Raw genomic sequence first — 26595 nt, 5'->3', positions numbered from 1 at the left:
TTCAGCCGGGAGAGATCGCGAAGACCCGGCAGGGACCACCGGTCGCGCCCGCGTGCTTCGGTGCGCCGACGACGACCGTGGCCCCTGTCGGGGGCACGGCATCCAGATTCGCCAGTGCCTCCACTCCGTATCGGCCTGCGCCGAGTACCGCTGTGTGCGCTGGATAGTCGCGGTCGTTCATCCGATCGAGACTGAGCGTGTCGACCCCGATTCCGACGACGTTGCGCTCGCGCACCAGCATCTGTGCCGCGTCACCGCCGAACCCGGGTGCGGCACGTTCGGCGAGCCGGCCCTGCCATCGACTGTGCATGACCACCAGCGTGCGATCGGGTATGCGTCCGTGCTCGAGCTCCCATCGAGCGATGTCCTCGGTCGTCACGACCGATTCCGGATCCGACGCGGCCCGCGCGGAGATGTCCAGCACGACCAGCGGGGCGTCAGGTCTTCCAGCGGCAGGATGTCGGCCGTCGCACCGCCGCGCACTCGGTGTGCGGGGGCATCGATGTGCGTGCCCGTGTGCTCGTAGTACGAGAGCTTGTTGACGAGGAAGCCACCCAACTCGTAGGCGGCGACCGGGTGCATCGAGAACGGTTCGTTACCCGGCCACACCGGAAACGTCGGACTCAACGTGTGCGTCAGATCGATCAGTCGACCCGCGGGGATCGCCGGTACGACCGCCGGTGCGGCGTGTGCAGCACCGCCGGCCGCAACCGTCAGGGCAGCTGCCCCCAACGACCCGAACAGCGCCCTACGTCCGATTCTGCGGTGAACAGTTTCGACGACCTCGGGGCCGCACATCAGTCGGCAGCGGGGGTGACGAGCAGAACCTTGTCGTCGGATCCGTTGTCGGTGGTCAGCAGGAAGGCCCCGTCGCTTCCGAAGCTGGTGAGCGAGCGCAGCCGACCGTAGGTACCCACCAGGGCGTCGGCTTCGTCGACGTAGTCCGTGCCGTCCTCGGACAGCTTCAGGAACACGAGCTTCTCGCCCTGCTGACTCGACACCACTGCGGCACCGTTCCAGGAACCCCATCCCGCGCCGTTCGCGAACGTCAGGCCGGGGGTTGCGATCGTGGGACTACCCGAACTCCACACCGCCGCGCGGGCCCCGGGCACCCGGGTGGGATCGGTCATCGGCACCGACTCGTCGTAGACGAACGGCAGCCGATCCGGCCGGTAGCCGTAGTTGCCGCCGGGGACCAACAGGTTGAGTTCGTCGTCCCTGGTGGTGCCCTGCTCCACCTCGTAGATGTCCTGAGTGCCGGGTCGTATTGCGAGCCCCTGCACATTGCGATGACCGAGCGTGAAGACGCGGCCGGGTGCATCGGCCGCCGCCGAGCCATCGGCGTTGATGTGCAAAACCTTCCCGCCCAACGAGTTTCGATCCTGCGGCACCGACGGCGACGCGGTGTCGCCGGTTCCGATGTACAGGGTGCCGTCGGGGTGGGCCAAGATGCGGCAGCCGCCGTGGCGACCACCGTCGGCGACGGGGATGTCGTCGACGAGTGTGCCGGTGCGCGTCAACTCGGTCCATGCAGAGTCGACGGTCCACGACACCACGGCGATGTGGTTGTCGGTGCCCCCGCCCGCACTACCGGTGCCCGCACTGCCGGCACCTGTTCCCTGACCCTGCACGCCCTGGCAGGTGTAGATGGTTCTGGATGTGGCGAAGTCCGTCGCCAGTGCGATGCCCATCAGGCCTGTCTCGCCCGACGCGTAGAGGTCGCCGAGATCCGCTTCGAGCTCGCGAGTGGCACCGCCGACATCACGAATGACGAATCGCCCCGCTCGCTCGCCGGTCAGCACCGTCCCGTCGGGGGCAACCACGGCATCCCACGGTTTCGCGAGCCCGTCGAGCACGGTGGTGACCGTCAGGTCGGGCAGTGGATCGGCCTGTGCCGTCGCGCCCGTCGAGCATGCCAGCGTCAGGAAGACGCTGGCGGCGAGTACTCCGGAACTGGACACCAGCTTGTTCATCCACACTCCTGACGACGATCGGCCACCAGCCCGATATGACCGGTATCACACGATCATAAACACACCGAGGAGATGGCCGACGCAGTCAGGACGCGATTCGGTAGCCGGCTTCTTCGATCGCGGCGTCGACGGCAGCAGCGTCGAGTTCCGCGTCGCTGCTGATCACGACGGCTCCGGTGTCGACGTCCACATCGACGCCCGTGACGCCCGGAACCTCGGACACTTCTTCTTTCACCGACGCTGCGCAATGCGCGCACGTCATACCTTCGACGGAGTAGGTCGTCTGCATTTTGTTGCCTCCTGTGCCTGGTCAGGAACGTACGAGACGCGCAATGGCCTCGGACGCCTCTTTGACTTTCGCGTCTGCTTCGGGTCCGCCCTGCCGCGCGGCGTCGACGACGCACCCGGCGAGGTGGGCGTCGAGCAGCTTCAGCGAGACGGACTGCAACGCCTTCGTCACCGCGGATACCTGGGTGAGAACATCGATGCAGTACCGGTCGTCGGCGACCATGCGTGAAATGCCGGCCACCTGCCCCTCGATGCGACGCAGTCTTTTCAGCAGGTCGTCCTGTTCGGCGCTGTAGCTGCTCATGCCGTCGATCATACCCCTACCCGGTATGGGGAGGTTCGTCCGTCAGCAGTCGACGGACGCCATCGATGGCAACCAGTCCCCCGACGATCACCGCCAGGGCGGCGACCGCAATCCACGACCCCGAATAGTACGTGCCCGTGTACGCCGGAGACACGTCGGGAACGGCGGCGAATTCGGTGGTGCGTACGCCTGCCTTCCAGCACACCATCGCGCAGATCACCGCGACCGCTGCGAGGACCAGTTCCACCCAGCCGACGGACTTCCTCACACGTACTCCTGCTTCGCCGTCTCGAGTGCGGCGCGTAGACCGTCGTCGTCCTTCGCCCACGCTTGCACCAGACCGCCACCGACCAGTCGCAGCCCGATGCCGTGCCGTTTGCGCGGCACCCCCGAGAGCTCACCGAGAACGCGTGCGGTTTCCCACTTCTTCGGCTCGTATTCGCCGTCCTCGTACTCGGCAGGCGGGAAGATCTCCGTGATCTCGGCGACGTCGACGGTTTCGGTCCCCTGCCGCAGCTGCCGAGTGGTCAGCTCGACGCTGACATGCATGCGGGCCGCGCGGAGCTGTACGTAGGTCAGTCCGACGAGAATCAGCGAGAACAGCGCCAGGGCGAACCAGTGGATCACCGGTCCCGACGCCAGCTCGACCGCGAGCACCACCAGACAGAACGCGGGGCCCCACAGCAGGGCGCGCCAACGACCACCGGGCTCGTGGAACAGAACGGGATCGGTGCCGCCGGGATCATTGCTCACGGACGAACCACTCTCGCGCCGACGGTCGATACACCAGCACCGATGCAACGACCAGTGCGATCGTGATGATCAGCAACACGAACGGGAAGACCAGCGCGGCGAAGGTCAAGAGCAGCGCGGTGGCCCCGGACAGCGCCACCAACGCCCGTCGGAACCGTCGGTCGCCACCTCGGACGGGGCCCGACATCAGCCCCACTGCCAGGCCGACCACGCCGAAGATGACACCGAGACCTCGGAACACGGTCAGAAAGGAGTCGATCTGTTCGTCGCTCGCACCGCCGTCGGTGAACGACGCGCGGATCTGATCGACGGGCAGCGTGAGCGCGATCATGCAGACGACGATCAGCATCACTGCCGACGCCAACCACAACCAGTACGCGGTGGAGACCACCCGGGGACGAACCATCGATTCGTCAATGTCAGCACTCACGCTCGACATACTGCCACCGCGCGGTGGCACGGAGTTCAGCCGGCAGAGATTCCCAGCGCCATGATGGCGATGGCCGCCGACACGGCGAGCAGCAGACCGAGCAATGCCCACCCGGGCCTGCCGTTCTCGGCGGGACACGCGTTGCTCTCGGCCGCCGCGATCGACTCCGGGAGGGCACGACTGGGCGGCACCGGAATGTTCTCTGCCATGTTCGATCCGATCACTCGATACGTTTATCGAAAGTGATGGTAGTCACACCGGCGGGCTCAGCGCGCGGAACACGCTCGAAATCAGCGCTTCCGCGAGGACAGGAAGTACTCGTTGGATTCCTTGCGGTGCATCAGGTAGATCGCACCCGCAGCAAGCACACCTTGGCCGATGCTCAGCACGCTCATGACGATGTTCATCGCACCGGTACTCGATGCGATCGCGAACAGGTCGAGAATCGTGGTGAACACAGTGATCGAGCCGATGACGGTCAGCAGCATGCGCGCCCACATCTTGCCGGCACGCATCCGCTTCACCCAGAACAGGAACAGGGCACCGAATCCCACGACGACGAACAGCGTCACGACGAGCATCACCGTCACCATCGACTGCGTGGACTCGACGGTCATGTCCGCCGCCGCACCCTGTGCTGCGAGGTCGTCGAGCAAAGACTGCGCGAATTCCGCGCGTGCGCCGAACAGCGTCCACACCGAGTACAGCGCCGAGATCGCACCGATCAGCGCAACTCCCCACCACAGGTGCCGGGCAGTCTCCACATCCACCGGTGCCGGGCGAGCGGACGGCTCGAGCTCGGGACCGGACTGAGGGAAGCCGTGTTCGAGCTCCCAGCGCTGCCAGTCCGGTTGCAACGGAGGATTGTTCGGCACGTTGCTGTCAGGATTGCTACCGTCCGCGTTGTTGCTCGGAGGAAAATCGTTCACAGCCAGCCCGCCACTTCGGTTGCCCAGTAGGTCAGTACGACATCTGCACCGGCGCGCCTGATGCCGACGAGCGATTCGAGGACGGCGGCATCCCGGTCGATCCACCCGTTCTGGGCAGCGGCGGTGATCATGGCATACTCCCCCGAAATCTGGTACGCCGCAACCGGAACCGGTGACATCTCGGCCACGTCGCGGAGAATGTCCAGATACGACATCGCCGGCTTGACCATCACCATGTCGGCACCCTCGGCAAGATCGAGCTCGACCTCGTGGGTCGCCTCACGGCGGTTGGCCGCGTCCTGCTGATACGTCCGACGGTCACCCTGCAGCGACGAGCCGACCGCTTCACGAAACGGTCCGTAGAACGCAGACGCGTACTTGGCCGAATACGCCAGCTGCCCCACCTCGACGTGACCGGCCGCATCGAGTCCAGCACGAATGGCACCGACCTGGCCGTCCATCATGCCGCTCGGCCCGAGCAGGTGCGCTCCGGATTCCGCCTGCGCGACGGCCATGTCGACGTACCGCAGCAACGTCGCGTCGTTGTCGATCGAGCCGTTCTCGCTCAGCACACCGCAGTGGCCGTGCGAGGTGAACTCGTCGAGGCAGGTGTCGGCCATGATGACCGTCGAGTCACCGAGATCGGCTTTCAGACGGGCCAGGCCCCGGTTGAGAATTCCGTCGGAATCAGTTGCCCCCGAACCGTTCTCGTCCTTGTCCTCGACCTTGGGGACACCGAACAACATCACGCCGCCGACACCGGCTGCGACTGCTTCCTCGGCGGCCCTGCTCAGCGAGTCCAGCGTGTGCTGGAACACTCCGGGCATCGAGCTGATCGCGCGGGGCTCGGAGATGCCGTCGGCGACGAACATCGGCAACACCAGATGCCGTGGCTGCAGCGACGTTTCGGCCACGAGGCGGCGCAGTGCCGGAGTGCGGCGAAGGCGTCGGGGACGGTCGGTGGGGAACAAGCGAACCTGCCTCACTTGGTTCGTCGTGCGCGTTGTGTGTGGCCGGAGCTACGCACAACGCGCACGAGGCGCATTCAGCGCCTGCGTGACTTCTTACCGCCTGCGTGACTTCTTACCGCCTGCGTGACTTCTTGCGCGGTGGCGGCAGTGCACCCTCGGCCCGCAGCCGAGCCGCGTGTTCTGCCAGTGCCTCGACCAGCGGTCCGACCTGAGCCGACTCCGGCTGCACGTCCACGCGCAGACCGAACTCGACGGCCGTCTCGGCGGTCTTCGGGCCGATGCACGCGACGAGCGTGCGAGCATGCGGCTTACCTGCGATGCCGACCAGGTTCCGCACGGTGGAGCTCGAGGTGAAGCACACCGCGTCGAATCCACCGGTCTTGATCATCTCGCGGGTCTCGGCGGGGGGCGGCGCTGCCCGGACGGTGCGGTAGGCCGTGACGTCGTCGATCTCCCAGCCGCGTTCGCGCAGCCCTTCGGCGAGCGTCTCGGTAGCAATGTCGGCGCGCGGCAACAGAACTCGATTGACCGGGTCGAAGACCTCGTCGTACGGCGGGAAGTCCTCGAGCAGTCCGAGCGAGCTCTGCTCCCCCGACGGAACGAGTTCGGGATTGATGCCGAACGAGCGCACCTTGGCCGCGGTTGCCTCACCGACACAGGCGATCTTGACGCCGGAGAACGCACGCGCGTCCAGGCCGAATTCCTCGAACTTCTCCCACACCGCGCGAACGGCGTTGGTCGAGGTGAACACGACCCACTGGTAGCGGCCGTCGACCAGGCCCTTGACGGACCGTTCCATCTGAGCCGGGCTGCGCGGGGGCTCGACGGCGATGGTCGGAACTTCGATGGGGATGGCCCCGTGGGTGACGAGGCGATCGCTCATCTCGCCGGCCTGGTCCTTGGTGCGCGGCACCAGCACGGTCCAGCCGTACAGTGCGCGAGACTCCCACCAGGACATCTTGTTTCGTCCGGAGACGACCTTGCCGACGGTGACCACCAGAGATCCGACGAGCTCGGATCCCGCGTCGTTGAGGGTGGCCAGTGTGGCCTCGACGGTGCGCTGCTGACGGGTGGTGCCGCGCACGGTGATGGCTGCAGGTGTCTGCGGTGCCAGGCCGTGTTCGACGAGGGCACTGGCGGTTTCGGCCAGGTGCCCCGCCGTGGCGTGCAACACCAGCGGGCCGGGAGCAGCCGCGAGTGCAGCCCAGTCGACCTCGCCGCGAACGTCCGCTTCGGTGTGGCCGGAGCCGAGTGCCATGCCTGCGTAACTGGGTACCGCGGAGCCCGAAGGCAGACCGGGCAGCACCTCGAACGGCACGTGAGTGCGGGCCACGGCACTGACCTCGGCGATCACCGAGTCGGTGGTCAGCGGATCTCCCGAGACCAGACGCACCACATCGTGGCCGTTCTTGGCTTCGGCGAGAAGGGTTTTGGCGACCTCGGCGGGCTCACCCAGTGCCGGGCGCACCTCGACCCCGTTCTCACCCGTCTCGGCGTCGCGAGGGACGTCGGCACCGACGAGAGCGGTGACACCCTTGTCGACGTCGGGATCGGTGAAAGCGAGCTCGGCCGCTCCGAGCACTTCCCGTGCCCGGACCGTGAGCAGAGCCGGGTCACCGGGCCCGGATCCCACGAACAGGATCCGTCCGTTGGTGTTCTTGCGGACTGGGCTCATCGGTTGTTCTCCAGTGCTGTCTTGTATGGGTACTGCAGTTCTATCGGGGTTGCGGTGCCCCGTTTGGGAATCAGCCGGGCAGTGGCGATCGACTCTCTTCGCACTACGGGACGGGTCGCCGCGCGTTTGGCGCGTCCGCGAACGGGTGCCGTTATTGCCCTAGACATGAGATCCGCCCTGTGCTGGTTCGGTGACCGAAACGAGTTCGCGTGCACCGAGATCGAGTAGTTCGCGGGCCAGTTCGCGGCCCAGTTCCTCGGCCCGGTCGGGTGACCCGACGATCGACGCGCGAATGGTGTCGCTGCCGTCGATGGCCGCGACGCAGCCGCGCAGCGACAACTCGTCGAAGATGCGGCCGTCCTCGTCGATGGACTCGACGACCTCGGCGATGGCACCCACCGGCGCGGTGCAGCCGGCTTCGAGTTCGGCGAGCAGTCCGCGTTCGGCGGCCACTGCGGCCCGCGAATGTGCATCGTCCAGTGTGGCGATGGAGGCGGCGAGATCGGTGTCGCCACTGCGACATTCGACGGCCAGTGCACCCTGTGCGGGAGCCGGCAGCAACTGCACCGGATCCAGCGCTTCGGTGACGACGTCCAACCTGCCGATACGGGCCAGTCCTGCCCGCGCGACGATGACGGCGTCGAGCTCACCCGAGGCCACCTTGCCGATGCGGGTGTCGAGGTTGCCGCGCAGGGGTCGAACGTCCAATCCCTGTCCGAGAGCACGCAATTGAGCAATTCGGCGGGGTGCGGAGGTACCCACCTTCGCGTCGGCGGGCAGCTCACCGAGCACGAGCCCGTCGCGGGCCACCAGTGCATCGCGGGGATCTTCACGCGCCGGAATGGCAGCGATGGTGAAGCGCTCGTCGGCGGCGGTCGGCAGATCCTTGTACGAGTGCACGGCGATGTCGACGGTGCCGTCGGCCAGGGCCTCACGCAACGCCGCGGTGAACACTCCGACGCCGATGGTCTGCACCGGTGCTGCCGACAGGTCGCCTGCGGTCTTGACGATCACCAGTTCGGCTTCGACTCCCGCCGCTGCGAGAGTCACCCGAACCGTATCGGCCTGAGTGGTCGCGAGAAGGCTTCCGCGAGTACCGATCTTGACGACGCCGGTCATTCCTGATCCCCCTCGGCGGTGGTTCCGGGGCGAAGATCGGTACGGCTCGCCGTGAAGTCGTCGACCAACTCCAGGGAGCCGATTTCCATGGGAGTCGCCACGGCCTCGACCGAACCGGGGCTGAGCTCGAACAATTCGCGCAGCGCCGCAGCATAGGAATCTCCGCCGGGAGTGCTGGCGAGCTGCTTGACGCGCACCGTCGGTGAATGCAGCAACTTGTCGACGACGCGGCGCACGGTGCGGGCCACTTCGTCACGCTGCGGGGAGTCGAGCCCGGGCAGCCGCGACTCGAGCCGCAGCAGTTCCCCCTCGACCACCTCGGCGGCGCGCTGGCGCAGCGCTGTGACGGTGGGGGTGACCTCGGCAAGTCGTTGTCCCGCAAGGTAACCCGAGAGTTCGTTGGAAACGATCTCGCGTGCGGCCGACGCGTCGTTCGCGGCAGCTCCGGCAGCGGGGTCGCGCTGCAGGGATTCCATGTCGAAGACGGTGATGCCCGGCAGACCGGAGACGGCCGGGTCGACGTCGCGCGGCAGTCCCAGGTCGCAGATCACGAGCGGCCGGTCTGCGTCGCGGCGGGCGAGTGCGAGGTGGGCGTCGGCGATGGAGACGACGGCCCCCACCGCACCGGTACAGGTGACGAGGATGTCGGCGGCGGCCACTGCGTCGGCCAGGTTCTCGAGCGCAACCGAGGAGGCGGTGATTCCGTTCGAGACGGCGTTCTCGGCCAGGTGGTCGGCTCGTTCGCGGGTGCGGTTGACGACGGTCAGCGAGTCGATTCCGGCGCGGCCCAGGTGTGCGACGGCGAGTCCGCCCATCGCTCCTGCGCCGAGGACCACCGCGGTGCGGCCGCGGAGCGAGCCGCCGAACACGTCTGCGGCGCGGTCGAGAGCGACGGACACCACCGAGGCTCCGGCGGCGTCGATGCCGGTTTCGCTGTGCACGCGCTTGCCGACTCGCAGAGCCTGCTGCGCGAGTTCGTGCATGACGCGGCCCGATGCCTGCTGACCGTCCGAGGCGGCGTAGGCCGATCGAATCTGGCCGAGGATCTGCTGCTCTCCGATGACCATCGAGTCCAGGCCACTGGCCACGGCGAACAGGTGCTCGACGGCGGCCTCGCTGTACCGAACGTAGGCGTGCTTGGTCAGGTCGGCGATTTCGAGGCCGGAGTGCTCACCGAGAACTTCGCCGACGGCGGTCAGTGCGCCGTGGAACGCGTCGACGACCGCGTAGATCTCGACGCGGTTGCACGTGGAGACCACCATGACCTCGGAGATGTTTCCGCTGGCCATCAGTTTGTCGGTCAGTTTCGGGCGATCGGTGTCCGTGATGGCGACACGCTCGAGGACTGCGACGGGAGCGCTACGGTGCGATATCCCGACGAGAAGGACACTCACGGTGCAATCACCGATCCGTTTCTTGTCGAACTGTTGACTGGGCTTGGATTACCGGCGATGCGCGGGCCGTGACTGCGACCCAGACGCGAGGTGGAGGGCAGTGGTGACGCCGACACGGGCGTCGGCACCGGGGCCGTCACGATCGTCGGCCCGGACACGTTGCGGGAGCTGTTGAAGGACAGAACCTGCATCTCGACGGCCAGGTCCACTCGGCGTACTTCGACGTGGTCGGGGACGTCGAGCACCATCGGCGAGAAACTCAGGATGCACTCGACTCCGCCCGAAACGAACCGGCCCGCCACCTGGTGGACGGCCTCGTCGGGAGTGGCGATGACACCGATGGTCGCCTCGAGTTCGCGGCAGGCGTGTTCGAGCTCGTCGATATGCCGAACGGTGAGTCCCTCGACCTCGGTGCCGACTCGCGCGGGGTCGTTGTCGAACAGGCCGACCATGGTGAATCCGCGACGTGCGAAGCCGCCGTATCCGGCGAGGGCCTGACCGAGGTTGCCCACACCGGCCAGTACGACGCGGTGGCCACGGTCGAGCCCGAGAGCACTGTCGATCTTGGCGCGCAGGCGCGCGACGTCGTAACCGACTCCGCGCACACCGTTGGGTCCGAGGAACGAGAGATCTTTGCGCAATTTCGCAGATCCGACGCCTGCTGCGGTGGCAAGCTCTTCACTCGAGACGATGAGAACGCCTTCGTCTGCAAGGATCGAGAGGACCCGCAGGTATGTCGCCAGACGAGTGACCGTAGCCTGAGGGATGACCCGCTCTACGCCGCTGGGCGACGGGCGCTCTTCGGTCACGTCTGGGGCTCCTCGTCCGAACGGCGTCGATGCCGGTCTTCACGCTGATCCTGCGTTCGTGTCTATTTCACGAATGCTGTTCACACCACGGTAACTGCTTGTGAACGAATGAACAAAGTTGCGCATACCGGCCCTCACCTGCACACGGAGAGCAATCACACGTTCTTAGGGTGCCCTGCCCGGCCCAGATCGGCCCGCAATCGGGGCACGTCGACCTCCCAGTAACTGTGCTCGACACCGTCGAGTAGCACCACGGGCACTCGGTCGCCGTACTCCGCGCGCAGGTCAGGCGATTCGGCTGCGGCCTCGTCCACGTCGATGACCGTCACGGCGACGCCGAATTCGGCGCACACCTCGTGGAGCACCGCGGACGCGTGGGTGCAGGAATGGCAGCCTGCGCGGGTGAGAAGTGCCACGCCGGACGGAGTCGTTTCCATCCGTCCACTCTGACATGCCGGTAACAGAGACGAAGGTCACAGCTGCGCGGTGCGTCGGGAACTGTTCATCGTCGGTAGGTGCCGTCGTGCGACGCTCGTGTCGGACGCACGCATTAGGCTGCGAGTGACGTACTGGCGAGGGAGGTGGACGTGGTGACTGACGGGGGCACAGACCTGCCGATCGAGGACACGCCCGATGTCGACATGGTCGACACGAACGATCCGGACGGGGACAAGCAGCGCAAGCGGCGTATTCGCCGGATTCGCAATCCGTTCGGCCCGTCCGATGCGGAGGTCCGCGCCAACGTCGCGGGTGAAGCGAGCGCCGATGCCGCTCTCGCCCTGCAGGTCGAGTCCGAGGGAGCGGTTCCCCGCGATCTGACCGCAGCCGCCTTCTTCGACGTGGACAACACCATGGTCCAGGGCGCGTCGATCATCCACTTCGCGCGCGGACTCGCCGCCCGAAAGTACTTCACCACGGGCGACGTCGCCCAATTCGCTTGGCAGCAAGTCAAATTCAGGGTCAGCGGCAAGGAGAACAGCGAGGACGTGGCCAGTGGCCGCGAGAAGGCGCTCTCGTTCATCACCGGTCGCCCCACTGCCGAGCTGAGCCGGCTCGGCGAGGAAATCTACGACGAGATGATCGCCGACAAGATCTGGGCGGGCACCCGTGCCCTCGCCCAGATGCACCTCGACGCAGGTCAGCAGGTGTGGCTGGTCACCGCCACTCCCCTCGAACTGGCGCAGATCATCGCCAAGCGGCTGGGCCTGACGGGCGCGCTGGGAACTGTCGCCGAGAGTAAGGACGGCGTCTTCACCGGCCGTCTCGTCGGCGACATCCTGCACGGCATCGGCAAAGCTCATGCGGTGCGGTCGTTGGCCGTACGTGAAGGCCTCAACCTCAAGCGGTGCACCGCGTATTCGGACAGCCACAACGACGTGCCGATGCTCTCTCTCGTCGGTACCGCGGTCGCGATCAACCCCGATCCGGACCTGCGTGAGCTGGCGAAGAACCGCGGCTGGGAAATTCGCGACTATCGCACCGGACGCAAGGCCGCCAAGATCGGTGTTCCCACTGCGCTGGCCCTCGGCGCGGTGGGCGGCGGTCTCGCCGCGGTGATCGGTCGCCGCAAGGCCTGACCTCGCCCGTCCGTCGGGTCAGAGCGTCAGTTGCATCAGGGTCAGGTCCAGCCAGCGCCCGAACTTGACCCCCACCTCCGGCATCTGTCCGACGCGAACGAATCCGAACTTCTCGTGCAGTGCGATGGACGTGGTGTTCTCGGATTCGATGAACCCCACCAACACGTGGATGTCGCCGCCTCGGGCGCGGTCGATCAATTCGCTCAGCAAGGCACTGGCCAGGCCGCGGCGATAGAAGTCGCGGTGGATGTACACCGAATGTTCCACCGAGTGCCGGTAGCCGCTCTTGACTCGCCACTGTCCGTACGACGCGTAGCCGGCGACCCGCCCGTCGACCTCCGCGGTGAGTACCGGGTACCCGGCAGCGATCCGTCCCTCGAACCACGCTGTGCGATCGGCGAGGTCCACCTGTTCCTCGTCCCAGATGGCGGTGGTGTTGGCGACCGCATCGTTGTGGATGTCGAGAATGTCGGGGAGGTCTTCTACCATGGTGTCGCGAATATGCACTGGCAGAGGATAACCCGAGCTATCCGAGAAAGACGTTGCGTCTCTTGGCAAGCAGTCGGTACAGCGTGTGCTGAATGGTTTCGCGCACGTGGTCGGTCAGCTCGAAGAGCACCATCGGATCCTCGAACGCGGTGGCGTCGTAGGAGTCGGTGTGAATGGGCTTGCCGAACTCGATGTACCACTTCGACGGCAACGGAATCAGGCCCAGCGGCCCGAGATGCGGGAAGAACGGTGTCACCGGGAAGTACGGCATCCCCATCAGTCGTGCCAGCGGGGCGATGTCGCCGATCTTCGGGTAGATCTCCTCTGACCCGACGATGGAGCACGGAATGATCGGCGCACCCGTTCGCAGTGCAGCCGAGACGAACCCGCCGCGGCCGAACCGCTGCAACTTGTACCGCTCACTGAACGGTTTGCCGATGCCCTTGAAGCCCTCCGGGAACACGGCGGCAACTTCCCCGGTGCGCAGCAGCCGCTCCGCGTCGGGATTGCACGCCAGCGTATGCCCGGCCTTGCGGGCGATCGTGCCGACGCCGGGCATCTCGAATGCCATGTCGGCAGCCAACATTCGCAACGGCCGGTGGGCAGGGTGATGATCGCGCACGGCAACCGACGTCATCAGCGCATCGACCGGTACGACTCCGGCGTGGTTGGCCACGACGAGCGCACCTCCCTCGGCGGGGATGTTCTCGATGCCCTTGACCTCGACGCGGAACCATTTGTCGAACAGCGGACGCAGCAGCGGCAGCCACACGGCATCGGCGAAGTGCGAGTCGTAGCCGAACTCGTCGACGCTGTAGTCGCCGGCCAGGCGTCGACGCACGAACTCGGCGACCGAGGAGATCTGGTCGACGATCGCGGTCTTGGTGTCGTCGATCATCGACAGCACGGGTGCCGCTTCTGCGGAGATCGTGGCCGCAGAAGCGGCGGGGGTCGGGTCCACCAGCGGCGTCGGCTCACGTGGATCGGCGTAGGCCGATGGGTGCCGCTCGCGTGAACCCTGCGCTGCGCGGGCGGACCGGGCGGACGCGCCGCCGTGCAAGGGAATGACTTTGGCCACGTCGCTCACCTGTCCGCTCCGGATTCTCGCGCCGTGTCGGCACTGCCGAGCGAGGCCAGTACGCGCGCCGCGGACGCCCCCGTGTCGACGGCCCCGAGCAGCCGATTCTCGATCGCGTCGACCCATTCGGTTCGGACGACCGGCCGAAGAGCCGCGCCGCGCACGAAGTCGTCGAACGCCTGGACTGTGGTCCACCGAGGCTCGAACCCGAGCACGGACCGCATCCGTGTGGTGTCCAGCCCGCAGCCGAAATGGAAGTAATCGAGTTGCTCGGTCGTGAATTCGCGCATCATTCCGCCCATGAGCGCCCGCCCCACGCTCTTGAACAGTGGAAACGGCACCGGAACCTGCACGCGACCGGCACGTCGAATCGCCTGCGACAGCATGATGGTGCCGTCGGCACCGATGTTGAACGTGCCCGCCGGCCCGCCGATGGTCGCGCGTTCGAGGGCCGCAAGGGCGTCCTCCTCGTGCAACAACTGCATGCGCGCGTCGCGTCCGACGATGCTCGGGATCAGCGGTGACGTCATGTACCGGGAGATGGTGCCGTTGAGCCGCGGGCCGATCAGTGGGGCCATACGCAGGATCGATACCGCGATGTCCGGGCGACGACGACCGAGTCCGCGAATGTAGCCCTCGATGTCGATGGTGTCCTTGGCGTACGCGCCGCTCGGTGGGCGTCGGGCACTCATCTCCTCGGTGAATTTCACCGGATCCTTGGCGCTGCATCCGTACACCGAGGACGACGACCGCAGGACCACCTTCTCCACGGTCGGCGACTTCTGGCACACCGCGAACAGCTGCATGGCTCCGATGACGTTGAGGTCTTTCATCGTCGCGCGGCCGCCGGATTTCGGGGGCTTGGCGACCGTGGCCGCATGCACCACGGTATCGACGCCGGCGTTACGAATCACCTTGCCGATCAACGGGTTTCGAATGTCGGCACGAACGAATTCCGCGCGACCCATACGTCGCAGCAGATCTTTGCTCGGAGATTTCTCGTCGACGGCGATGACACGTTCGATGCGAGGATTCTGAGCGAGCCGGGTCACGAGGTATCCGCCGAGGAATCGACTGGCACCGGTCACGAGCACCACCCGGGGCGCGGCAACACCACGATCGCTCGGACTCACTGCGCCTCCCCAACTTCGGCTCCCGTGCCGAGCCTACTGGATCGACAGGTTTCCGCGAGGTCTGAAAGGAAAGGAGGCCTGGAAGGAGAGATGCAACTCGCCTTCGAACGAGCAGAGCCCGCCACCGATGGTGACGGGCTCGGCCGTGAAGCAGATGACGGCAGGCTTATTTGCCGAGTTTCCTGCGCTGCACGCGGGTACGACGAAGCAGCTTGCGGTGCTTCTTCTTCGACATGCGCTTGCGACGCTTCTTGATCACTGAACCCATGCGGGTGTCCTCACGTTCTTCTCTAGCGTTTTCGCGCACGCCGTTTGCGTACGCCTACCTGACAACCAAGCCCGAAGGCTTCGAGCCAACAACCTTGGTCACCGAGCTGGCGCTGGGGCCACGTACTCGCCCACGGCTGCACACCGGCTGGCTGGCACGACGAACGCCAATCCTACCGGTGTGAGCCGTGACTTACGAAACCGGCCCGGTCTTACGACCTAGCTACGTGCACTAGCCTGCGTCGAAATACGAGGTCTCGAGATAGTCGTGTACCGCCTTGGCGTGCACACGAAAAGATCGACCCACCCGTACTGCGGGCAGCTCTCCGCCGTGCACCAGTCGGTACACGGTCATTTTCGAAACTCTCATCAGAGTCGCCACCTCGGCGACAGTGAGGAACTGTGTTCCGGCCAGAGCCGGTTGACCGTCCGGGGACGAACCCTTGGACGGCTTGTTTATAGACGCCATCAATCCACTTACCTCCGGCACGTCTCATGCGGCAGGCTTCCCCTCCTGCCGAACAGACACGCACGTGCTGCCCCCGAGCCTATAGGGACAGATGGGGTTACTGCGACGGGTGTGGGGAAAAGATTTTTTATTCTGCTGTGATGCCCATCTCAATCGATCGGGCGTTGGCTGCACCGAGAGCATCGAAAAACGCAGCTCGGAGGCCGTTTCGCTCCAATTCGCGTACCGCCGCGGCGGTCGTTCCGCCCGGGGAGGTCACGGCATACCGAAGCTCGCTGGCGGACTCGTCCGAGCGATCCAGCATCGCTCCCGACCCCACCATCGTCTGTGCGACGAGTGCAGACGCGACATCCCGGCTCAATCCCAGGCCCACTCCCGCGTCGATCATGGCCTCGGCGACCAGGAAGAAATAGGCCGGACCGGACCCGGACACGGCCGTCACCGCATCGAGCTGATGTTCCTTGACGACGACGACCTTGCCGACGGCCGAGAGGATGGAACGCACGAGCTCGAGGTGCTCGGCGCGGGCGTACTTCCCCGGCGCCAGCACACTGACGCCCTCCCCCACCAGCATGGGGGTGTTGGGCATGACCCGTACGACCGGGAATCCGGCGGGGAGCTTGGGCTCGAACTTGGCGGTGGGCACGCCTGCGGCGAGCGAGACGATGAGTTGTTCGCGGTCACCGTCGAGCTCGATCTTGGTGATCTGATTCAGTGCGCCCTCGACGTCGGCCGGCTTGACCGCCAGCACGATGACGTCGGCTCCCTCGGCCGCGTCGGCGACACTGGCGGTCAGCACTCCGAAGTCCTTCGCGATCTCTTTGGCGCGCGGCTCGGACTTCTCGGCGACCACGAGGTCGCGCACGGCATGACCGGCCTCGAGGAGTCCCGCAATCAATGCCTCGCCGATCCGTCCGCCACCGATCACTGCAATTCTCGTCATACGGCCAAGCCTGCCATGTCAGTTCGAGCGCGGCACCATCGCCAACTGTCGGCTCTGCACCACCACGGCACCGGTCGAGTCGAGTATCAGGTGGTCCTCCTCGAACCAGGTGCTGCCGATGACGGAGCTGGTCGCTGCCACTCGCAGCCACCCCGGAGCCGGGCGGCGACGCAGATATGTCGTCAGCTGGACCGTCGGCGCCCAGCCGAACATTCCGCGGTTCATCGTCACCGGGGCCGAGATGTCGCCTGCCATCAACGCGAAGAGCACCGACGTGTCGGCGTCGGCTTCGTCGCCCGCGAAGGGGCGCACCCACAGTCGAATTTCGGCCTCACCCTGCTGACCGGTGAGAAACGATGCCGACGACGGTTCGATCCGCATCTCGCAGCCCTTGGCGACGTGCACGATCGACGCCATGGGGTGATCGCCTGCCACCGCGAGGGTGTCCGCAGGAGGCTCCGCGGCCATCGACGTCAGCGACAACGGGGTTTCGTGGTTCGGTTCCTCCGAGTCGGGCCGACCGAGGGTGACCACCGCCCGCACTGCGACGCGTCCGGCCTGAGTCAGCTCGACGTCGACGTGCGAGACCTGCCTGCCGCGCTTGCGCACGATCGTCGTGAGCGCCACTTCGCCGGGATCGGGCGCGGCCAGATAACTGACGCTGACGGCCAACGGCTGGATCTCGACCTGGGCCGGGTCGATCAGCACGATCTGCTGACGCGCCGCGGCCGCGCAGATGGCGAGCATCGCCCCGCCGTGCACTTTGGGGCCGATGGTCCAGGTGGAATCGATCGCACCGGCGAAGGACGCCGTGTCTGCGGAGACGTCGAGTGGGACCAGTGTGGTTGCGGCCCGGAACGGGCTGGTGGAACTCATTCCGGACAACTTACCGGCAGTCAGGACAGGTGTGCGCGGGCGAACTGCAGCGCCTGGTCCAGCATCGACGAACGCTCGGGCACCGTGCGCGCATTCTGAGTGTTGATCTCGATGACTGCTTGGCCGTCGAATCCACGCCGCACCAGTTCGGTGCAGACCTGGGCGCAGGGCTGGCTGCCGTGCCCCGGGATCAGATGCTCGTCCACGGACGCGCCGCGGCCGTCGGCCAGATGCAGATGCGCTATCCCGTCGCCCATACGGTCGAGCATCTCGAGTGCGTCGGAGCCCGCCGTCGCGGTGTGCGAGAGGTCGAGTGTGTAGTGGCCGTGACCGACATCGGTCGGGTCGTACGACGGCGAGAACGCCGACAGCGCCGCTCCCGGGCCTCCGCGTCGTTCCAGCCGCTGGGCGGATTTCTCCTTGCGCCCGAAGAATCTGTCGGCACGCATCGGGAACATGTTCTCCACTGCGACCACGACGTGGGAGTTCGATTCCAGTTCCGCCACCTGATCGGCGAATCCGTCGCTGTACTTGCGCTGCCAGCGGAACGGCGGATGCACGACGACGGTCGCCGAACCCAGCTTCTCTGCCACTTCGACCGACCGGGCCAGTTTGACGATCGGATCCGATCCCCACACCCGCTGTGAGATCAGCAGACACGGCGCATGGATGGCCTGCACCGGTATCGAGTACTCACGTGACAGCGCAGCCACCGCATCGACGTTCTGACTGATCGATTCGGCCCACACCATCAGTTCGACGCCGTCGTAACCCAGATCGGCGGCATAGCGAAACGCTGCCTCGGTGTTCTGCGGGTACACCGAGGCCGTGGACAATCCGACCTTGATTCGCTTCGCCGCCATCGTTGTCGAAACTCAGCCGGTACTGAGCTGGAAGGCCAACGGACCGAGCGTGACGAACACACCGACGGCTATGGCAATGACGATCGAGACCAGATCGTCGGTACGCCGGAGAATCCTCACCACCGCGACGAGACCGACGATGACCAGCACAGACAGCACCAGTGCCACCCATGGCAGCACGTCCCACAGCTGCTCGAAGCCCTTGAACAGCAGCGCACCGACGACGATCGACACCACTGCCTGCCCGATGAGCACCAGCCACTGCCGAACCGCGCCGCCCTTGCCCTTGACCGGGGACTTGTCCTTGCTTCCCGTGTCCTTGCTCGCCGTGTCCTTACTCGCCGACTTGCGACGATCGGCACGCGAGCCGGTACTCGCGGTGTCGGCGGTCTTCGGGTCGGCGGTCGTCGAGTCGGCAGGGTCGTCGTCGGTGGTCGGCTTCGTGAGGTCGACCACCTCGGGTATGACCTGAGTGCCGGCCTCGTCGGCCGATTCGTCAGTGGCCTTCTCGTCCGCGATCTTCTTAACAGCGGTCTTTTTGTCGGCGGTCTTCTTGTCGTCGACCTCGTTGCCGCGCGTGATGCGCGGGGTGACCGCAGTCTTCGCCAGGTCGTCCACCTCGACGAGAGCGGCATGTGGGCTCTCCACCAGCGGCGCACGCGAGGTGACGTCGGTCTTGGGTTCGGCGGATTCGGTCGAACGCGGCGGCTGGAATCCCGCCGATCGACGGGCCCGTCCTTGCTCGGCCTGGGTCGACCCGTACGGACGACGCTCCGATCCTTGCGCGGCAGGAGCAGCGGGCCGCAACCCGCGCGCGGTGTCGTCGTGCGATCGATTGAGCAGGTCTCCGGCGACGGTCGTGGAGCCCGACAGCAGTTCCGGTTCGGGCTGCTGCTTGTCGCGCTTGCCTGCCGGTTGGTACGGGGTCGGGCGGGTGCTCTGGGGCCGGGCCGGTTGCGGCTTGGACGACGTGGTCGTGTTGCCGTCGGATGCACTGCTCGTGGGCTCGTTCGCAGCGGTATCGGGAGCTTCGTCCTGCGGCTCGTCGACGACGGGTGCGCTGCGGTCGCCGGGTTCGTCACGAACGACGGGAATCTCCCCGGTCAGTTCGGCCACGGAGATGCCGCCCTTGACGCCTCGCCGGCGTCGCCCTCCTGCCGTCAGGTTGGTCTTCTGGCCGTTTCTGGCCAACAGCTCGGCGACCGAGATCTGCCCGGTGTCTTCCGGGTTGGCGTCGCTCATCTCGAACTCCCCACCAGATCGCCGTCGGCTTCGGTGTCCAGCTTCCTCAAAATCAAACCTTCCCTCAGCGCCCACGGACAGATCTCGAGTGATTCCACCGACAGTGCCCGCATGCTCGCCTCCGCTACCAGCGCCCCGGCCACCAGTTGTGGTGACCTGTCGGCACTGATGCCTTCCAATTCTGCACGGTCGGCGGCCGTCATCCGCGATATGAACGCGATGAGTTGCCTCAGACCGCTCGCCGTCAGCGTTCTCGTCACTCGCGGACCGGCTGCGGAAGGCGCAGCACCGGTCAAGCGAGCCAACGAACGAAATGTCTTCGACGTTCCCACCGCGCGGTCTGCATCGCCCGCAGCCAACAGTTCCTTGGCCGGTGTCGCGAGTTCGGCATCCAACCAGTCACGAAGCACGGCGATACGACGCTTTCCCGGAGGATCCTCGTCGAGCCAGTCCCGAGTGAGGCGGCCGGCACCGAGCTGCAGGGAGAACGCCACGTCGGGATTCTCGTCGCTGCCGCTGGTCAGTTCCAGCGATCCGCCGCCGATGTCGAGTCCGAGGATGCGCCCGGCGCTCCAGCCGTACCAGCGGCGCACGGCCAGGAACGTCAATCTGGCCTCGTCCACGCCGGACAGGGTTTCCAGGGCCACTCCGGTCTCGGCGAGAACCCGCGCGAGAACGTCGTCGGAGTTGTAGGCGTCGCGCACCGCGGAGGTGGCGAACGCCATCAGTTCACTGCAACCCGACCGGGCGGCGATGGCGGCGAACTCACGCACCTCGTCGACGAGCCGATCGGCACCCGCAGGAGTGATGTTGCCGAACGCGTCGGTGTTCTCCGACAGGCGCAACGTCGCCTTGCTCGAGCTCATCGGCGTCGGGTGTGCGCCACGGTGTGCGTCCACTACGAGCAGATGCACCGTGTTGCTACCGACGTCGAGCACCCCTAATCGCACAACCCCACGGTACTGGGTCTACCGTCGTCGTTTGTGACAGCAGGTCGTGAGCAGCAGTCGTTCGCTGCAGAGGTCGAGTTGGATTTCCCGCGAGAATGGGTCGAGTTTCCCGACCCCGACAATGCCGAACATGTCATTGCCGCCGATCTGACGTGGCTGTTGTCCAACTGGACCTGCGTGTTCGGCACCCCCGCCTGCCAGGGCACCGTCGAGGGTCGCCCCGACGACGGATGCTGTTCGCACGGCGCGTTCCTGTCCGACGAGGACGACAAACGCAAGCTCGACGAGTCGGTGAAGTTGCTCACGCCGCAGGACTGGCAGCTGATGGACAAGGGTCTGGGCAAGAAGGGATACGTCGAATACGACGATCTCGACGACGAGCAATCTCTGCGCACGCGGCGGTACAAGGGTGCGTGCATCTTCCAGAACCGACCCGGGTTCGAGGGTGGCATCGGGTGCGCATTGCATTCGATGGCGCTGCGCAAAGGCATCGAGCCGCTCGAAGTCAAGCCCGACGTGTGTTGGCAGTTGCCCATCAGGCGCACCCAGGATTGGGTGACGCGTCCCGACGGCTCCGAGATTCTCAAGACCACCATCGGCGAGTACGACCGACGCGGTTGGGGCGAAGGCGGACTCGATCTGCACTGGTACTGCTCCGGCTCACCCGACGCGCACGTCGGAGCCAAGCAGGTGTTCGAGTCGTACAAGCCGGAATTGACCGAGCTGCTCGGCAAGGCCGCGTACGAGGAGTTGGCGTCCCTGTGCAAGCGTCGTCGTGGCCTCGGTCTGATCGCCGTACATCCGGCCACTCGTGAGGCCCAGCGCCGGTAGAGCGGCTGGCGCCGCACGTGAGTGGAAACTCGTAGCCCACTACGCTTTTCCACTCACATGCCGCAGGCTCTACCCCTCGAGCTTGTAGCCCAGACCTCGCACGGTGACGAGGTGTTCCGGCTTGGCCGGGTCGGTCTCGATTTTCGACCGCAGTCGTTTGACGTGCACGTCGAGGGTCTTCGTGTCGCCCACGTAGTCGGCACCCCACACTCGGTCGATCAACTGGCCCCGAGTCAGTACCCGGCCGGAGTTGCGCAGCAGGTATTCGAGCAGGTCGAACTCCTTGAGCGGCAACGTGATCTGATCGGATCCGACCATCACCACGTGGCGTTCGACGTCCATCCGCACCGGACCGGCTTCGAGCACTCCGGTGTCGGCGCCGCCGTCGACCTCGGCGTCACTGCCGCGGCGCAGTACGGCGCGGATACGAGCGATCAGCTCACGAGCCGAATACGGCTTGGTGACGTAGTCGTCGGCACCGAGTTCGAGCCCGACGACCTTGTCGATCTCACTGTCGCGCGCGGTCACCATGATCACGGGAACGCCTGAGCGCGAACGCAATTGCTTGCACACGTCGGTGCCGCTCATTCCGGGAAGCATCAGGTCGAGCAGCACGATGTCCGCGCCGGCACGATCGAATTCGGCCAGAGCCGACGGTCCGTCGCCGACGACGGTGGCCTCGAACCCCTCTTTGCGGAGCAGGAAGGCCAGTGGATCGGCCAACGACTCTTCGTCTTCCACGATCAGAACGTTGGTCACTGATTCTCTCTTTCTGTAACCGCGGCGTCGTCTTCTTCTTCGAAGTACGCGGGGATCTGGAGGGTGAAGGTGGATCCGGTGCCCAGCTTGCTCCACAGCGAGATGCTGCCGTTGTGGTTGGCTGCGACGTGTTTGGCGATGGCAAGGCCCAGGCCTGTGCCGCCGGTGGCCCGCGACCGAGCTTTGTCGACGCGGAAGAATCTCTCGAAGACGCGTTCCTGGTCCGCCTTGGCGATACCGATTCCGCGGTCGGTGACGGCGAACGCGACGTTGGAGCCGCGCAGTGCCCTACTGACCGAGACGGGTGAACCGTCGGAGGAGTACGCGATCGCGTTCTGGATGAGGTTGGCCAGGGCCGTCACCAGGAGCGCCTGGTCGCCGAGTACTTCGAGCCCGCTCGGGTGGTCGGTGGTGACGGAGATGCCCGCGTTCTCGGCAGCGAGTTTGGACCGGTCCATCGCCTCGTTGACGACGGTGTCGACGTCGACCACTTCCAGGTCGGGCAGTTTCTCGGCCCCCTGCAGACGCGACAGTGCGATCAGCTCGGTCACCATGTTGCCCAGGCGTTTGGATTCGGCGACGACCTTGCTGCCGAAGTGCCGGACGGAGTCCGGGTCGTCCGCGGATTCGAGCAGCGCCTCGGCCAGCAGGCTCATCGCACCGACCGGTGTCTTCAGTTCGTGACTGACGTTGGCCACGAAGTCGCGACGCGTGGCCTCCATCCGTACCTGCTCGGAATCGTCGTCGGCGAAGAGAACGACGAACCGTCGGTCCTCTTTGCTGAGCAGTCTCGCGACGCACCGGACGGCGATCTTGTCGCGGCCGGGCCGGGGGGCCTTGGCACTGAGATCGACTTCGACGGGATTGCCGTCGGACAGCACTTTCGTCGCCGCGGCCCACGCCCGCTCGTCGATGGAACGGTTACGCACCAGGCCGAGCTCCTCGGCCCGGGGATTCGACAGCACCACGTCGTGAAATTGATCGACGACGGCAATACCGCTCTCCGACGCCAGCACGATCAGGTCCAGTACCTGCGACATCGTCAATCCGGAGGTGGCGCGGCGGCGCTCCGAGTGTCGAGTGTTGAGGTACGGGATCAGAACACCGCCGACGAGGTATCCCACGAAGGCCGCGGCAATTGCCAGTAGTACGGCCGATGCAACACTCACACCGGAATCGTACGTTCGATGGACGGCTCACATACGCAGGGTGCAGGCATTTCCCTGGTCGTCATAGCCCTCGTCGGCAGTGTTCTTCGTTCGTTCACCTGCAGTTTCGACAAACTGCCGGTTTGTGCGTGGCGGAGTTACTTACCGCCCTGGTTTGCCACGGCAGCCGCACCCGCAGCCGCTGCTTCCGGATCCAGGTAGGTGCCACCCGGATTGGTCGGCTTCAGCTTGCCGTCGACCTCGGTGAGGTCGTACTGCAGTGGGATGCCGGTGGGGATGTTCAGTTCGGCGATGTCCGCGTCGGAGATCTCGTCGAGGTACTTCACGAGTGCACGCAGCGAGTTGCCGTGTGCGGCGACGAGCACGTTCTTGCCGGCCTTCAGATCGGCGACGATCGTCTCCTCGAAGTACGGGATGAGCCGTTCGACGACGTCGGCGAGGCATTCGGTCAGCGGAACGCTGTCCAGGTCGGCGTAACGGGGATCGGCATCCTGGCTGAATTCGCTGCCGACCTCGATGGCGGGTGGCGGGGTGTCGTAGCTACGACGCCACAGCATGAACTGCTCGTTGCCGTACTTGTCCTTGGTCTCGGCCTTGTTCAAGCCCTGCAGTGCGCCGTAGTGCCGCTCGTTCAGACGCCAATCGCGCACGACGGGGATCCAATGCCGCTCGGCCGCGTCGAGCGCGAGGTTCGCGGTGCTGATCGCGCGGCGCAGCAGCGAGGTGTACAGCAGGTCGGGCAGTACGCCCGCCTCGGCGAGGAGCTGGCCGGCGCGCTTGCCCTCGGCCTCGCCCTTCTCGGTCAGTCGCACGTCGACCCAGCCGGTGAACTGGTTGGACGCGTTCCATTCGCTCTCGCCGTGACGAAGCAGAATCAGGGTTCCGATACTCATGTGGTCAGTTTCTCATGCGGGACGCTGGGGAGTGGAGCCTGCGGAACGACCTAACGCTGGGGGTCGTGGCCCGCGTGCGACGAGCACGCCGACGACGACGATCATGACGACCGCGGTGAGGGTGATCGGGATGGGAATGATCGGGTCGAACAAGACGAGCACGGCACCGACCGGAACCGCGATGTTGACGACGCGATCCGCGTGGGCGCGGATGGCGATCAGCCAGACGCCGAGGACGAATATCGCAATCGGCACCGTGACGGTGAACGACGCGGCGACGTCCCCGAGCTTGCTGTGGTCGGTGAGCACATCGATCTCGACCTCGATGCCGGCCGAGAACGCGCCCGCCGCGGCGAAGATGAAGTAGTGCGTGTAGCCGTAGATCAGCGAGTTGCCGAACTTTCCGATGGCCCGGTGATGCGGCGGCCAGAAGTAGATCCACCACAGACTCGCGGTGACGACGAGGGTGAGGACGGAAATCGAGATCAAGGGTGCCAGCGCCGTCTCGTCGTGCAGCGCTTCGATGATGGCGTTGGCCGATGCGAGCAGACTCTCGCCGAGCAGTATCAGCGTGAACAGCCCGTAGCGTTCGGTGATGTGATGCGGGTGCCATGGCGTCGACCCGCTGCGTTCGGCGATCAACGGAACCGCCATTTCCGCGGCTGCCAACACGAAGAACAAGACGACGGCGGCTGTGCCGTCGAACAGCACCAGCCAGAGAATCCACAGAACTTGAACGCCCGCAATGCCTGTCGCGTATGTCAGTGCGGTCTTCTTGTAGTCACCGGTCCGAGACGCTCGAACCCATTGCGTCACCATCGCCACGCGCATCACGACGTAGCCGAGCACTACGACCGCAAAATCCTTGTCCACGAACGCCGATTCGACTCCGGCGGCGAGCACCAGCACGCCGGCCATCTGTACGACGGTCAGCGTTCGATAGAGCCAGTCGTCGGTATCGAAGGAGGTGGCGAACCACGTGAAGTTCATCCACGCCCACCAGATCGCGAAGAACACGAGGGCGTAACTGAGCAGGCCGTCGGCGACGTGGTTCTCGGTGAGCGCGTGATGGAGTTGCACCGCCGCGATACTGACGGCCACGACGAAGACGAGGTCGAAGAACAATTCGAGTGGACTCGCCGCGCGATGCGGTTCGTTCGGATCGCGCGGACGCATCTGTACCAGCCGGGCCGTGGAAAGATTCACGAAGGCAGAGTAAGGCATCCGATTCGCGAATGTTGTCGTGATTGCGTTGCCGTAGTTGCCTTTACGGACATTTCGGGCAGGGTCGACGGTATGGCGTTGGCAATGTACGGAACCTCCCACCCTTTTTGACGACCGCGCGCCGGGGTTCCGCGCATAGCGGGGGTGCGAGGTCCGGAGAAAGGCTGTGAGGTTGCGGGACTACTCCCCCAGCGCCGCCCCGATCTCGCCGACCCGAGCTCCCACGCTCTGATCAACCTCTTCGGTGTCGACGAAATAGCGCCGAAACACCGAGCGCATCAATTCGATGACCTCGATGTGTTGCCTGATCGCAACAGCCGCCGACCGTTCCTCACCATCGGCCAGTCGCTTGAACTTGCGACCCAGCTGTCGAGCTGAAGGAAGCGTGCCGAATGCGTCGAGATCGACGAGAAACTCCGTCTGCTGCACCATGCCCTCCAGGTGGGCGATGTACGTGACGCATGCAGCGTCGCACTGCGCCGCAACACCTTCCGGTATATCCAAAATTCCGGCTGCGGCCTGATCCGACAAGCGCCTCCAGTTCTGCATCGAGTCGAACAGATCCCCGGGGTCTTGTCCCACAGTCATACCCTCCAGTTCAGTTCGATATAGGTGGGAGCGATGCGCGCGTGGTGCGCGCAATATTCTCGATTTCCACGCACGGATCTCTTGCTGGCTCGCTCGCCGCGCGAGTGTCGAGGACGAAATACACCAGACCCTTCTCCATCTCGAATGCCATGCCACAACTTCGTCCGACCGGACGGTCAGCGCGCAAGAACTGGTATCCGCCGAGACCGTCGACCTTCGAGAATTGGCCGAATCGATCGTTTCTTCGCAAATCGTCCAGTGAGTGGAAGCCCGAGAACACACCCAGGAAGTACCACGACCCAGGGTCAGGGTCTGTCCAGATACACGTCTTCCAGTCGTTCGACAGCGGGGCGTCTCCGAACAAATTTGTGGTCTTGCTCCCCACATCCAATCCCGCGGCCTCGATGGCATTGTCCGGGATGGTGCAGGGATCCCAGGGCTCGGTGGCGATCGGCGCAACGCTGGTCGACGTCGGCAACGCAGCATTCGGTGCACTCGGCGTCGACTCACCACATCCGGCGACCAGCATCATCAGTCCGACCACACCCGTCACCCAGCGCCCCGTTGCTCTCACAACTGGTTGGACGCGGCGAGCCCCG

At 65.5% G+C, this 26595-nt stretch carries 32 protein-coding genes and 1 pseudogene; 2 read left to right on the top strand and 31 right to left on the bottom strand.

What is annotated here, in order from left to right; all coding sequences use genetic code 11:
- Position 1: 1 nt before the first annotated feature.
- From VF34_RS01080 to VF34_RS01010, 15 genes and pseudogenes are all read right to left on the bottom strand, one after another.
- A pseudogene (locus VF34_RS01080) lies at positions 2-798 on the bottom strand (cyclase family protein).
- Positions 798-1973, bottom strand: coding sequence for a PQQ-dependent sugar dehydrogenase (locus VF34_RS01075; RefSeq protein ID WP_032386198.1), 1176 nt, complete (start codon positions 1971-1973; stop codon positions 798-800). The pseudogene VF34_RS01080 and the gene VF34_RS01075 overlap by 1 nt, the downstream one beginning before the upstream one ends.
- Positions 1974-2058: 85 nt before the next feature.
- The gene (locus tag VF34_RS01070) at positions 2059-2262 is read right to left on the bottom strand and encodes a heavy-metal-associated domain-containing protein (RefSeq protein WP_027498341.1); all 204 of its coding nucleotides are present in this window, start codon (positions 2260-2262) and stop codon (positions 2059-2061) included.
- A gap of 21 nt (positions 2263-2283) precedes the next feature.
- Entirely contained in the window at positions 2284-2565 is a 282-nt protein-coding gene (locus VF34_RS01065; protein ID WP_027498342.1) for a metal-sensitive transcriptional regulator, read from the bottom strand.
- 16 nt (positions 2566-2581) lie between these two features.
- Complete coding sequence (locus VF34_RS01060) at positions 2582-2833, bottom strand: hypothetical protein (protein ID WP_032369769.1); 252 nt, start codon at positions 2831-2833, stop codon at positions 2582-2584.
- The gene (locus VF34_RS01055; protein ID WP_032369770.1) at positions 2830-3318 is read right to left on the bottom strand and encodes a hypothetical protein; all 489 of its coding nucleotides are present in this window, start codon (positions 3316-3318) and stop codon (positions 2830-2832) included. Before VF34_RS01055 ends, VF34_RS01060 begins: the two co-directional genes overlap by 4 nt.
- Positions 3308-3748, bottom strand: coding sequence for a hypothetical protein (locus VF34_RS01050; RefSeq protein ID WP_027498344.1), 441 nt, complete (start codon positions 3746-3748; stop codon positions 3308-3310). The genes VF34_RS01055 and VF34_RS01050 overlap by 11 nt, the downstream gene beginning before the upstream one ends.
- A gap of 35 nt (positions 3749-3783) precedes the next feature.
- Positions 3784-3957 (bottom strand): hypothetical protein, encoded by a 174-nt coding sequence (locus VF34_RS01045; protein WP_155288423.1) that lies wholly within the window; start codon positions 3955-3957, stop codon positions 3784-3786.
- 81 nt (positions 3958-4038) lie between these two features.
- Positions 4039-4677, bottom strand: a complete 639-nt coding sequence (locus VF34_RS01040) for a hypothetical protein (RefSeq protein WP_230073313.1) — start codon at positions 4675-4677, stop codon at positions 4039-4041.
- Entirely contained in the window at positions 4674-5648 is a 975-nt protein-coding gene (hemB, locus tag VF34_RS01035; RefSeq protein ID WP_032369915.1) for a porphobilinogen synthase, read from the bottom strand. The genes VF34_RS01040 and hemB overlap by 4 nt, the downstream gene beginning before the upstream one ends.
- 112 nt (positions 5649-5760) lie before the next feature.
- Positions 5761-7323, bottom strand: coding sequence for a bifunctional uroporphyrinogen-III C-methyltransferase/uroporphyrinogen-III synthase (locus VF34_RS01030; protein WP_027498347.1), 1563 nt, complete (start codon positions 7321-7323; stop codon positions 5761-5763).
- A gap of 159 nt (positions 7324-7482) precedes the next feature.
- Positions 7483-8442, bottom strand: a complete 960-nt coding sequence (hemC, locus tag VF34_RS01025) for a hydroxymethylbilane synthase (protein ID WP_045840648.1) — start codon at positions 8440-8442, stop codon at positions 7483-7485.
- On the bottom strand, positions 8439-9836 hold the full coding sequence (locus VF34_RS01020) for a glutamyl-tRNA reductase (RefSeq protein ID WP_032365215.1): 1398 nt from the start codon (positions 9834-9836) through the stop codon (positions 8439-8441). Before VF34_RS01020 ends, hemC begins: the two co-directional genes overlap by 4 nt.
- Complete coding sequence (locus VF34_RS01015) at positions 9833-10645, bottom strand: redox-sensing transcriptional repressor Rex (RefSeq protein WP_045840647.1); 813 nt, start codon at positions 10643-10645, stop codon at positions 9833-9835. Before VF34_RS01015 ends, VF34_RS01020 begins: the two co-directional genes overlap by 4 nt.
- Positions 10646-10800: 155 nt before the next feature.
- Positions 10801-11082 carry a glutaredoxin family protein gene (locus tag VF34_RS01010; RefSeq protein ID WP_027498351.1) on the bottom strand — a complete coding sequence of 94 codons (282 nt, stop codon included), beginning with the start codon at positions 11080-11082 and terminating at the stop codon, positions 10801-10803.
- A gap of 204 nt (positions 11083-11286) precedes the next feature.
- Here VF34_RS01010 and VF34_RS01005 point away from each other — a divergent pair, with 204 nt between their 5' ends.
- Positions 11287-12222 carry an HAD family hydrolase gene (locus tag VF34_RS01005; protein ID WP_045840673.1) on the top strand — a complete coding sequence of 312 codons (936 nt, stop codon included), beginning with the start codon at positions 11287-11289 and terminating at the stop codon, positions 12220-12222.
- 18 nt (positions 12223-12240) lie between these two features.
- Here VF34_RS01005 and VF34_RS01000 read toward each other — a convergent pair whose 3' ends face one another.
- The 10 genes from VF34_RS01000 to VF34_RS00960 all read right to left on the bottom strand — a co-directional run bounded on the left by VF34_RS01000 (position 12241) and on the right by VF34_RS00960 (position 20532).
- On the bottom strand, positions 12241-12711 hold the full coding sequence (locus VF34_RS01000; RefSeq protein WP_269431362.1) for a GNAT family N-acetyltransferase: 471 nt from the start codon (positions 12709-12711) through the stop codon (positions 12241-12243).
- Between the two features lie 37 nt (positions 12712-12748).
- Complete coding sequence (locus tag VF34_RS00995) at positions 12749-13798, bottom strand: lysophospholipid acyltransferase family protein (RefSeq protein WP_045840646.1); 1050 nt, start codon at positions 13796-13798, stop codon at positions 12749-12751.
- Positions 13795-14922 (bottom strand): NAD-dependent epimerase/dehydratase family protein, encoded by a 1128-nt coding sequence (locus VF34_RS00990; RefSeq protein ID WP_228139283.1) that lies wholly within the window; start codon positions 14920-14922, stop codon positions 13795-13797. The genes VF34_RS00995 and VF34_RS00990 overlap by 4 nt, the downstream gene beginning before the upstream one ends.
- Positions 14923-15088: 166 nt before the next feature.
- Entirely contained in the window at positions 15089-15190 is a 102-nt protein-coding gene (locus VF34_RS24455) for a 30S ribosomal protein bS22 (RefSeq protein WP_003402602.1), read from the bottom strand.
- Between the two features lie 231 nt (positions 15191-15421).
- On the bottom strand, positions 15422-15658 hold the full coding sequence (locus VF34_RS00985) for a helix-turn-helix domain-containing protein (RefSeq protein ID WP_008713658.1): 237 nt from the start codon (positions 15656-15658) through the stop codon (positions 15422-15424).
- Positions 15659-15785: 127 nt separating this feature from the next.
- Complete coding sequence (gene proC, locus VF34_RS00980; protein WP_027498355.1) at positions 15786-16601, bottom strand: pyrroline-5-carboxylate reductase; 816 nt, start codon at positions 16599-16601, stop codon at positions 15786-15788.
- Positions 16602-16619: 18 nt separating this feature from the next.
- Complete coding sequence (locus VF34_RS00975) at positions 16620-17477, bottom strand: thioesterase family protein (protein WP_032369773.1); 858 nt, start codon at positions 17475-17477, stop codon at positions 16620-16622.
- Positions 17478-17497: 20 nt separating this feature from the next.
- A complete protein-coding gene (locus tag VF34_RS00970; RefSeq protein ID WP_032365210.1) occupies positions 17498-18340 on the bottom strand; it encodes a sugar phosphate isomerase/epimerase family protein in 843 nt (280 codons plus the stop codon).
- A 12-nt stretch (positions 18341-18352) separates the two neighbouring features.
- Entirely contained in the window at positions 18353-19582 is a 1230-nt protein-coding gene (locus VF34_RS00965; protein ID WP_045840645.1) for a hypothetical protein, read from the bottom strand.
- Positions 19579-20532, bottom strand: a complete 954-nt coding sequence (locus VF34_RS00960) for a Ppx/GppA family phosphatase (RefSeq protein WP_032365208.1) — start codon at positions 20530-20532, stop codon at positions 19579-19581. Before VF34_RS00960 ends, VF34_RS00965 begins: the two co-directional genes overlap by 4 nt.
- Positions 20533-20565: 33 nt before the next feature.
- Between VF34_RS00960 and VF34_RS00955 the strand changes: the two genes are divergently transcribed.
- Positions 20566-21363: a DUF3109 family protein gene (locus tag VF34_RS00955; protein ID WP_027498360.1), complete on the top strand. Its 798-nt coding sequence runs from the start codon at positions 20566-20568 to the stop codon at positions 21361-21363.
- 69 nt (positions 21364-21432) lie between these two features.
- Here VF34_RS00955 and VF34_RS00950 read toward each other — a convergent pair whose 3' ends face one another.
- The 6 genes from VF34_RS00950 to VF34_RS24165 form a co-directional block, all read right to left on the bottom strand.
- Positions 21433-22122 (bottom strand): response regulator transcription factor, encoded by a 690-nt coding sequence (locus VF34_RS00950; protein WP_045840644.1) that lies wholly within the window; start codon positions 22120-22122, stop codon positions 21433-21435.
- On the bottom strand, positions 22119-23291 hold the full coding sequence (locus VF34_RS00945; protein ID WP_045840643.1) for a sensor histidine kinase: 1173 nt from the start codon (positions 23289-23291) through the stop codon (positions 22119-22121). Before VF34_RS00945 ends, VF34_RS00950 begins: the two co-directional genes overlap by 4 nt.
- A gap of 137 nt (positions 23292-23428) precedes the next feature.
- Complete coding sequence (locus tag VF34_RS00940) at positions 23429-24184, bottom strand: phosphoglyceromutase (RefSeq protein ID WP_032365206.1); 756 nt, start codon at positions 24182-24184, stop codon at positions 23429-23431.
- A 12-nt stretch (positions 24185-24196) separates the two neighbouring features.
- A complete protein-coding gene (locus tag VF34_RS00935; RefSeq protein WP_045840642.1) occupies positions 24197-25360 on the bottom strand; it encodes a low temperature requirement protein A in 1164 nt (387 codons plus the stop codon).
- A gap of 228 nt (positions 25361-25588) precedes the next feature.
- Positions 25589-25996 (bottom strand): hypothetical protein, encoded by a 408-nt coding sequence (locus tag VF34_RS00930; RefSeq protein ID WP_045840641.1) that lies wholly within the window; start codon positions 25994-25996, stop codon positions 25589-25591.
- 10 nt (positions 25997-26006) lie between these two features.
- Positions 26007-26549 (bottom strand): DUF3558 domain-containing protein, encoded by a 543-nt coding sequence (locus VF34_RS24165; protein WP_156158473.1) that lies wholly within the window; start codon positions 26547-26549, stop codon positions 26007-26009.
- Between the last annotated feature and the right edge of the window lie 46 nt (positions 26550-26595).

The organism is Rhodococcus sp. PML026 (assembly GCF_000963615.1).
In the GTDB taxonomy this organism is placed as follows: Bacteria; Actinomycetota; Actinomycetes; order Mycobacteriales; family Mycobacteriaceae; genus Rhodococcoides; species Rhodococcoides fascians.
This window is presented reverse-complemented; position numbering and strand designations above follow the sequence as displayed.

Excerpts from the sequence above, each read along its gene's own strand:
- VF34_RS00935 (WP_045840642.1), bottom strand. The coding sequence starts at position 25,360 with ATGCGTCCGCGCGATCCGAACGAACCGCATCGCGCGGCGAGTCCACTC.
- VF34_RS01075 (WP_032386198.1), bottom strand. The coding sequence starts at position 1,973 with ATGAACAAGCTGGTGTCCAGTTCCGGAGTACTCGCCGCCAGCGTCTTC.
- VF34_RS24455 (WP_003402602.1), bottom strand. The coding sequence starts at position 15,190 with ATGGGTTCAGTGATCAAGAAGCGTCGCAAGCGCATGTCGAAGAAGAAG.
- VF34_RS00930 (WP_045840641.1), bottom strand. The coding sequence starts at position 25,996 with ATGACTGTGGGACAAGACCCCGGGGATCTGTTCGACTCGATGCAGAAC.
- VF34_RS00985 (WP_008713658.1), bottom strand. The coding sequence starts at position 15,658 with ATGGCGTCTATAAACAAGCCGTCCAAGGGTTCGTCCCCGGACGGTCAA.
- VF34_RS00965 (WP_045840645.1), bottom strand. The coding sequence starts at position 19,582 with ATGAGCGACGCCAACCCGGAAGACACCGGGCAGATCTCGGTCGCCGAG.
- VF34_RS01045 (WP_155288423.1), bottom strand. The coding sequence starts at position 3,957 with ATGGCAGAGAACATTCCGGTGCCGCCCAGTCGTGCCCTCCCGGAGTCG.
- VF34_RS01005 (WP_045840673.1), top strand. The coding sequence starts at position 11,287 with ATGGTCGACACGAACGATCCGGACGGGGACAAGCAGCGCAAGCGGCGT.
- proC (WP_027498355.1), bottom strand. The coding sequence starts at position 16,601 with ATGACGAGAATTGCAGTGATCGGTGGCGGACGGATCGGCGAGGCATTG.
- VF34_RS01030 (WP_027498347.1), bottom strand. The coding sequence starts at position 7,323 with ATGAGCCCAGTCCGCAAGAACACCAACGGACGGATCCTGTTCGTGGGA.
- hemC (WP_045840648.1), bottom strand. The coding sequence starts at position 8,442 with ATGACCGGCGTCGTCAAGATCGGTACTCGCGGAAGCCTTCTCGCGACC.
- VF34_RS00975 (WP_032369773.1), bottom strand. The coding sequence starts at position 17,477 with ATGAGTTCCACCAGCCCGTTCCGGGCCGCAACCACACTGGTCCCACTC.
- VF34_RS01070 (WP_027498341.1), bottom strand. The coding sequence starts at position 2,262 with ATGCAGACGACCTACTCCGTCGAAGGTATGACGTGCGCGCATTGCGCA.
- VF34_RS01065 (WP_027498342.1), bottom strand. The coding sequence starts at position 2,565 with ATGAGCAGCTACAGCGCCGAACAGGACGACCTGCTGAAAAGACTGCGT.
- VF34_RS01010 (WP_027498351.1), bottom strand. The coding sequence starts at position 11,082 with ATGGAAACGACTCCGTCCGGCGTGGCACTTCTCACCCGCGCAGGCTGC.
- VF34_RS01000 (WP_269431362.1), bottom strand. The coding sequence starts at position 12,711 with ATGGTAGAAGACCTCCCCGACATTCTCGACATCCACAACGATGCGGTC.
- VF34_RS00970 (WP_032365210.1), bottom strand. The coding sequence starts at position 18,340 with ATGGCGGCGAAGCGAATCAAGGTCGGATTGTCCACGGCCTCGGTGTAC.
- VF34_RS00940 (WP_032365206.1), bottom strand. The coding sequence starts at position 24,184 with ATGAGTATCGGAACCCTGATTCTGCTTCGTCACGGCGAGAGCGAATGG.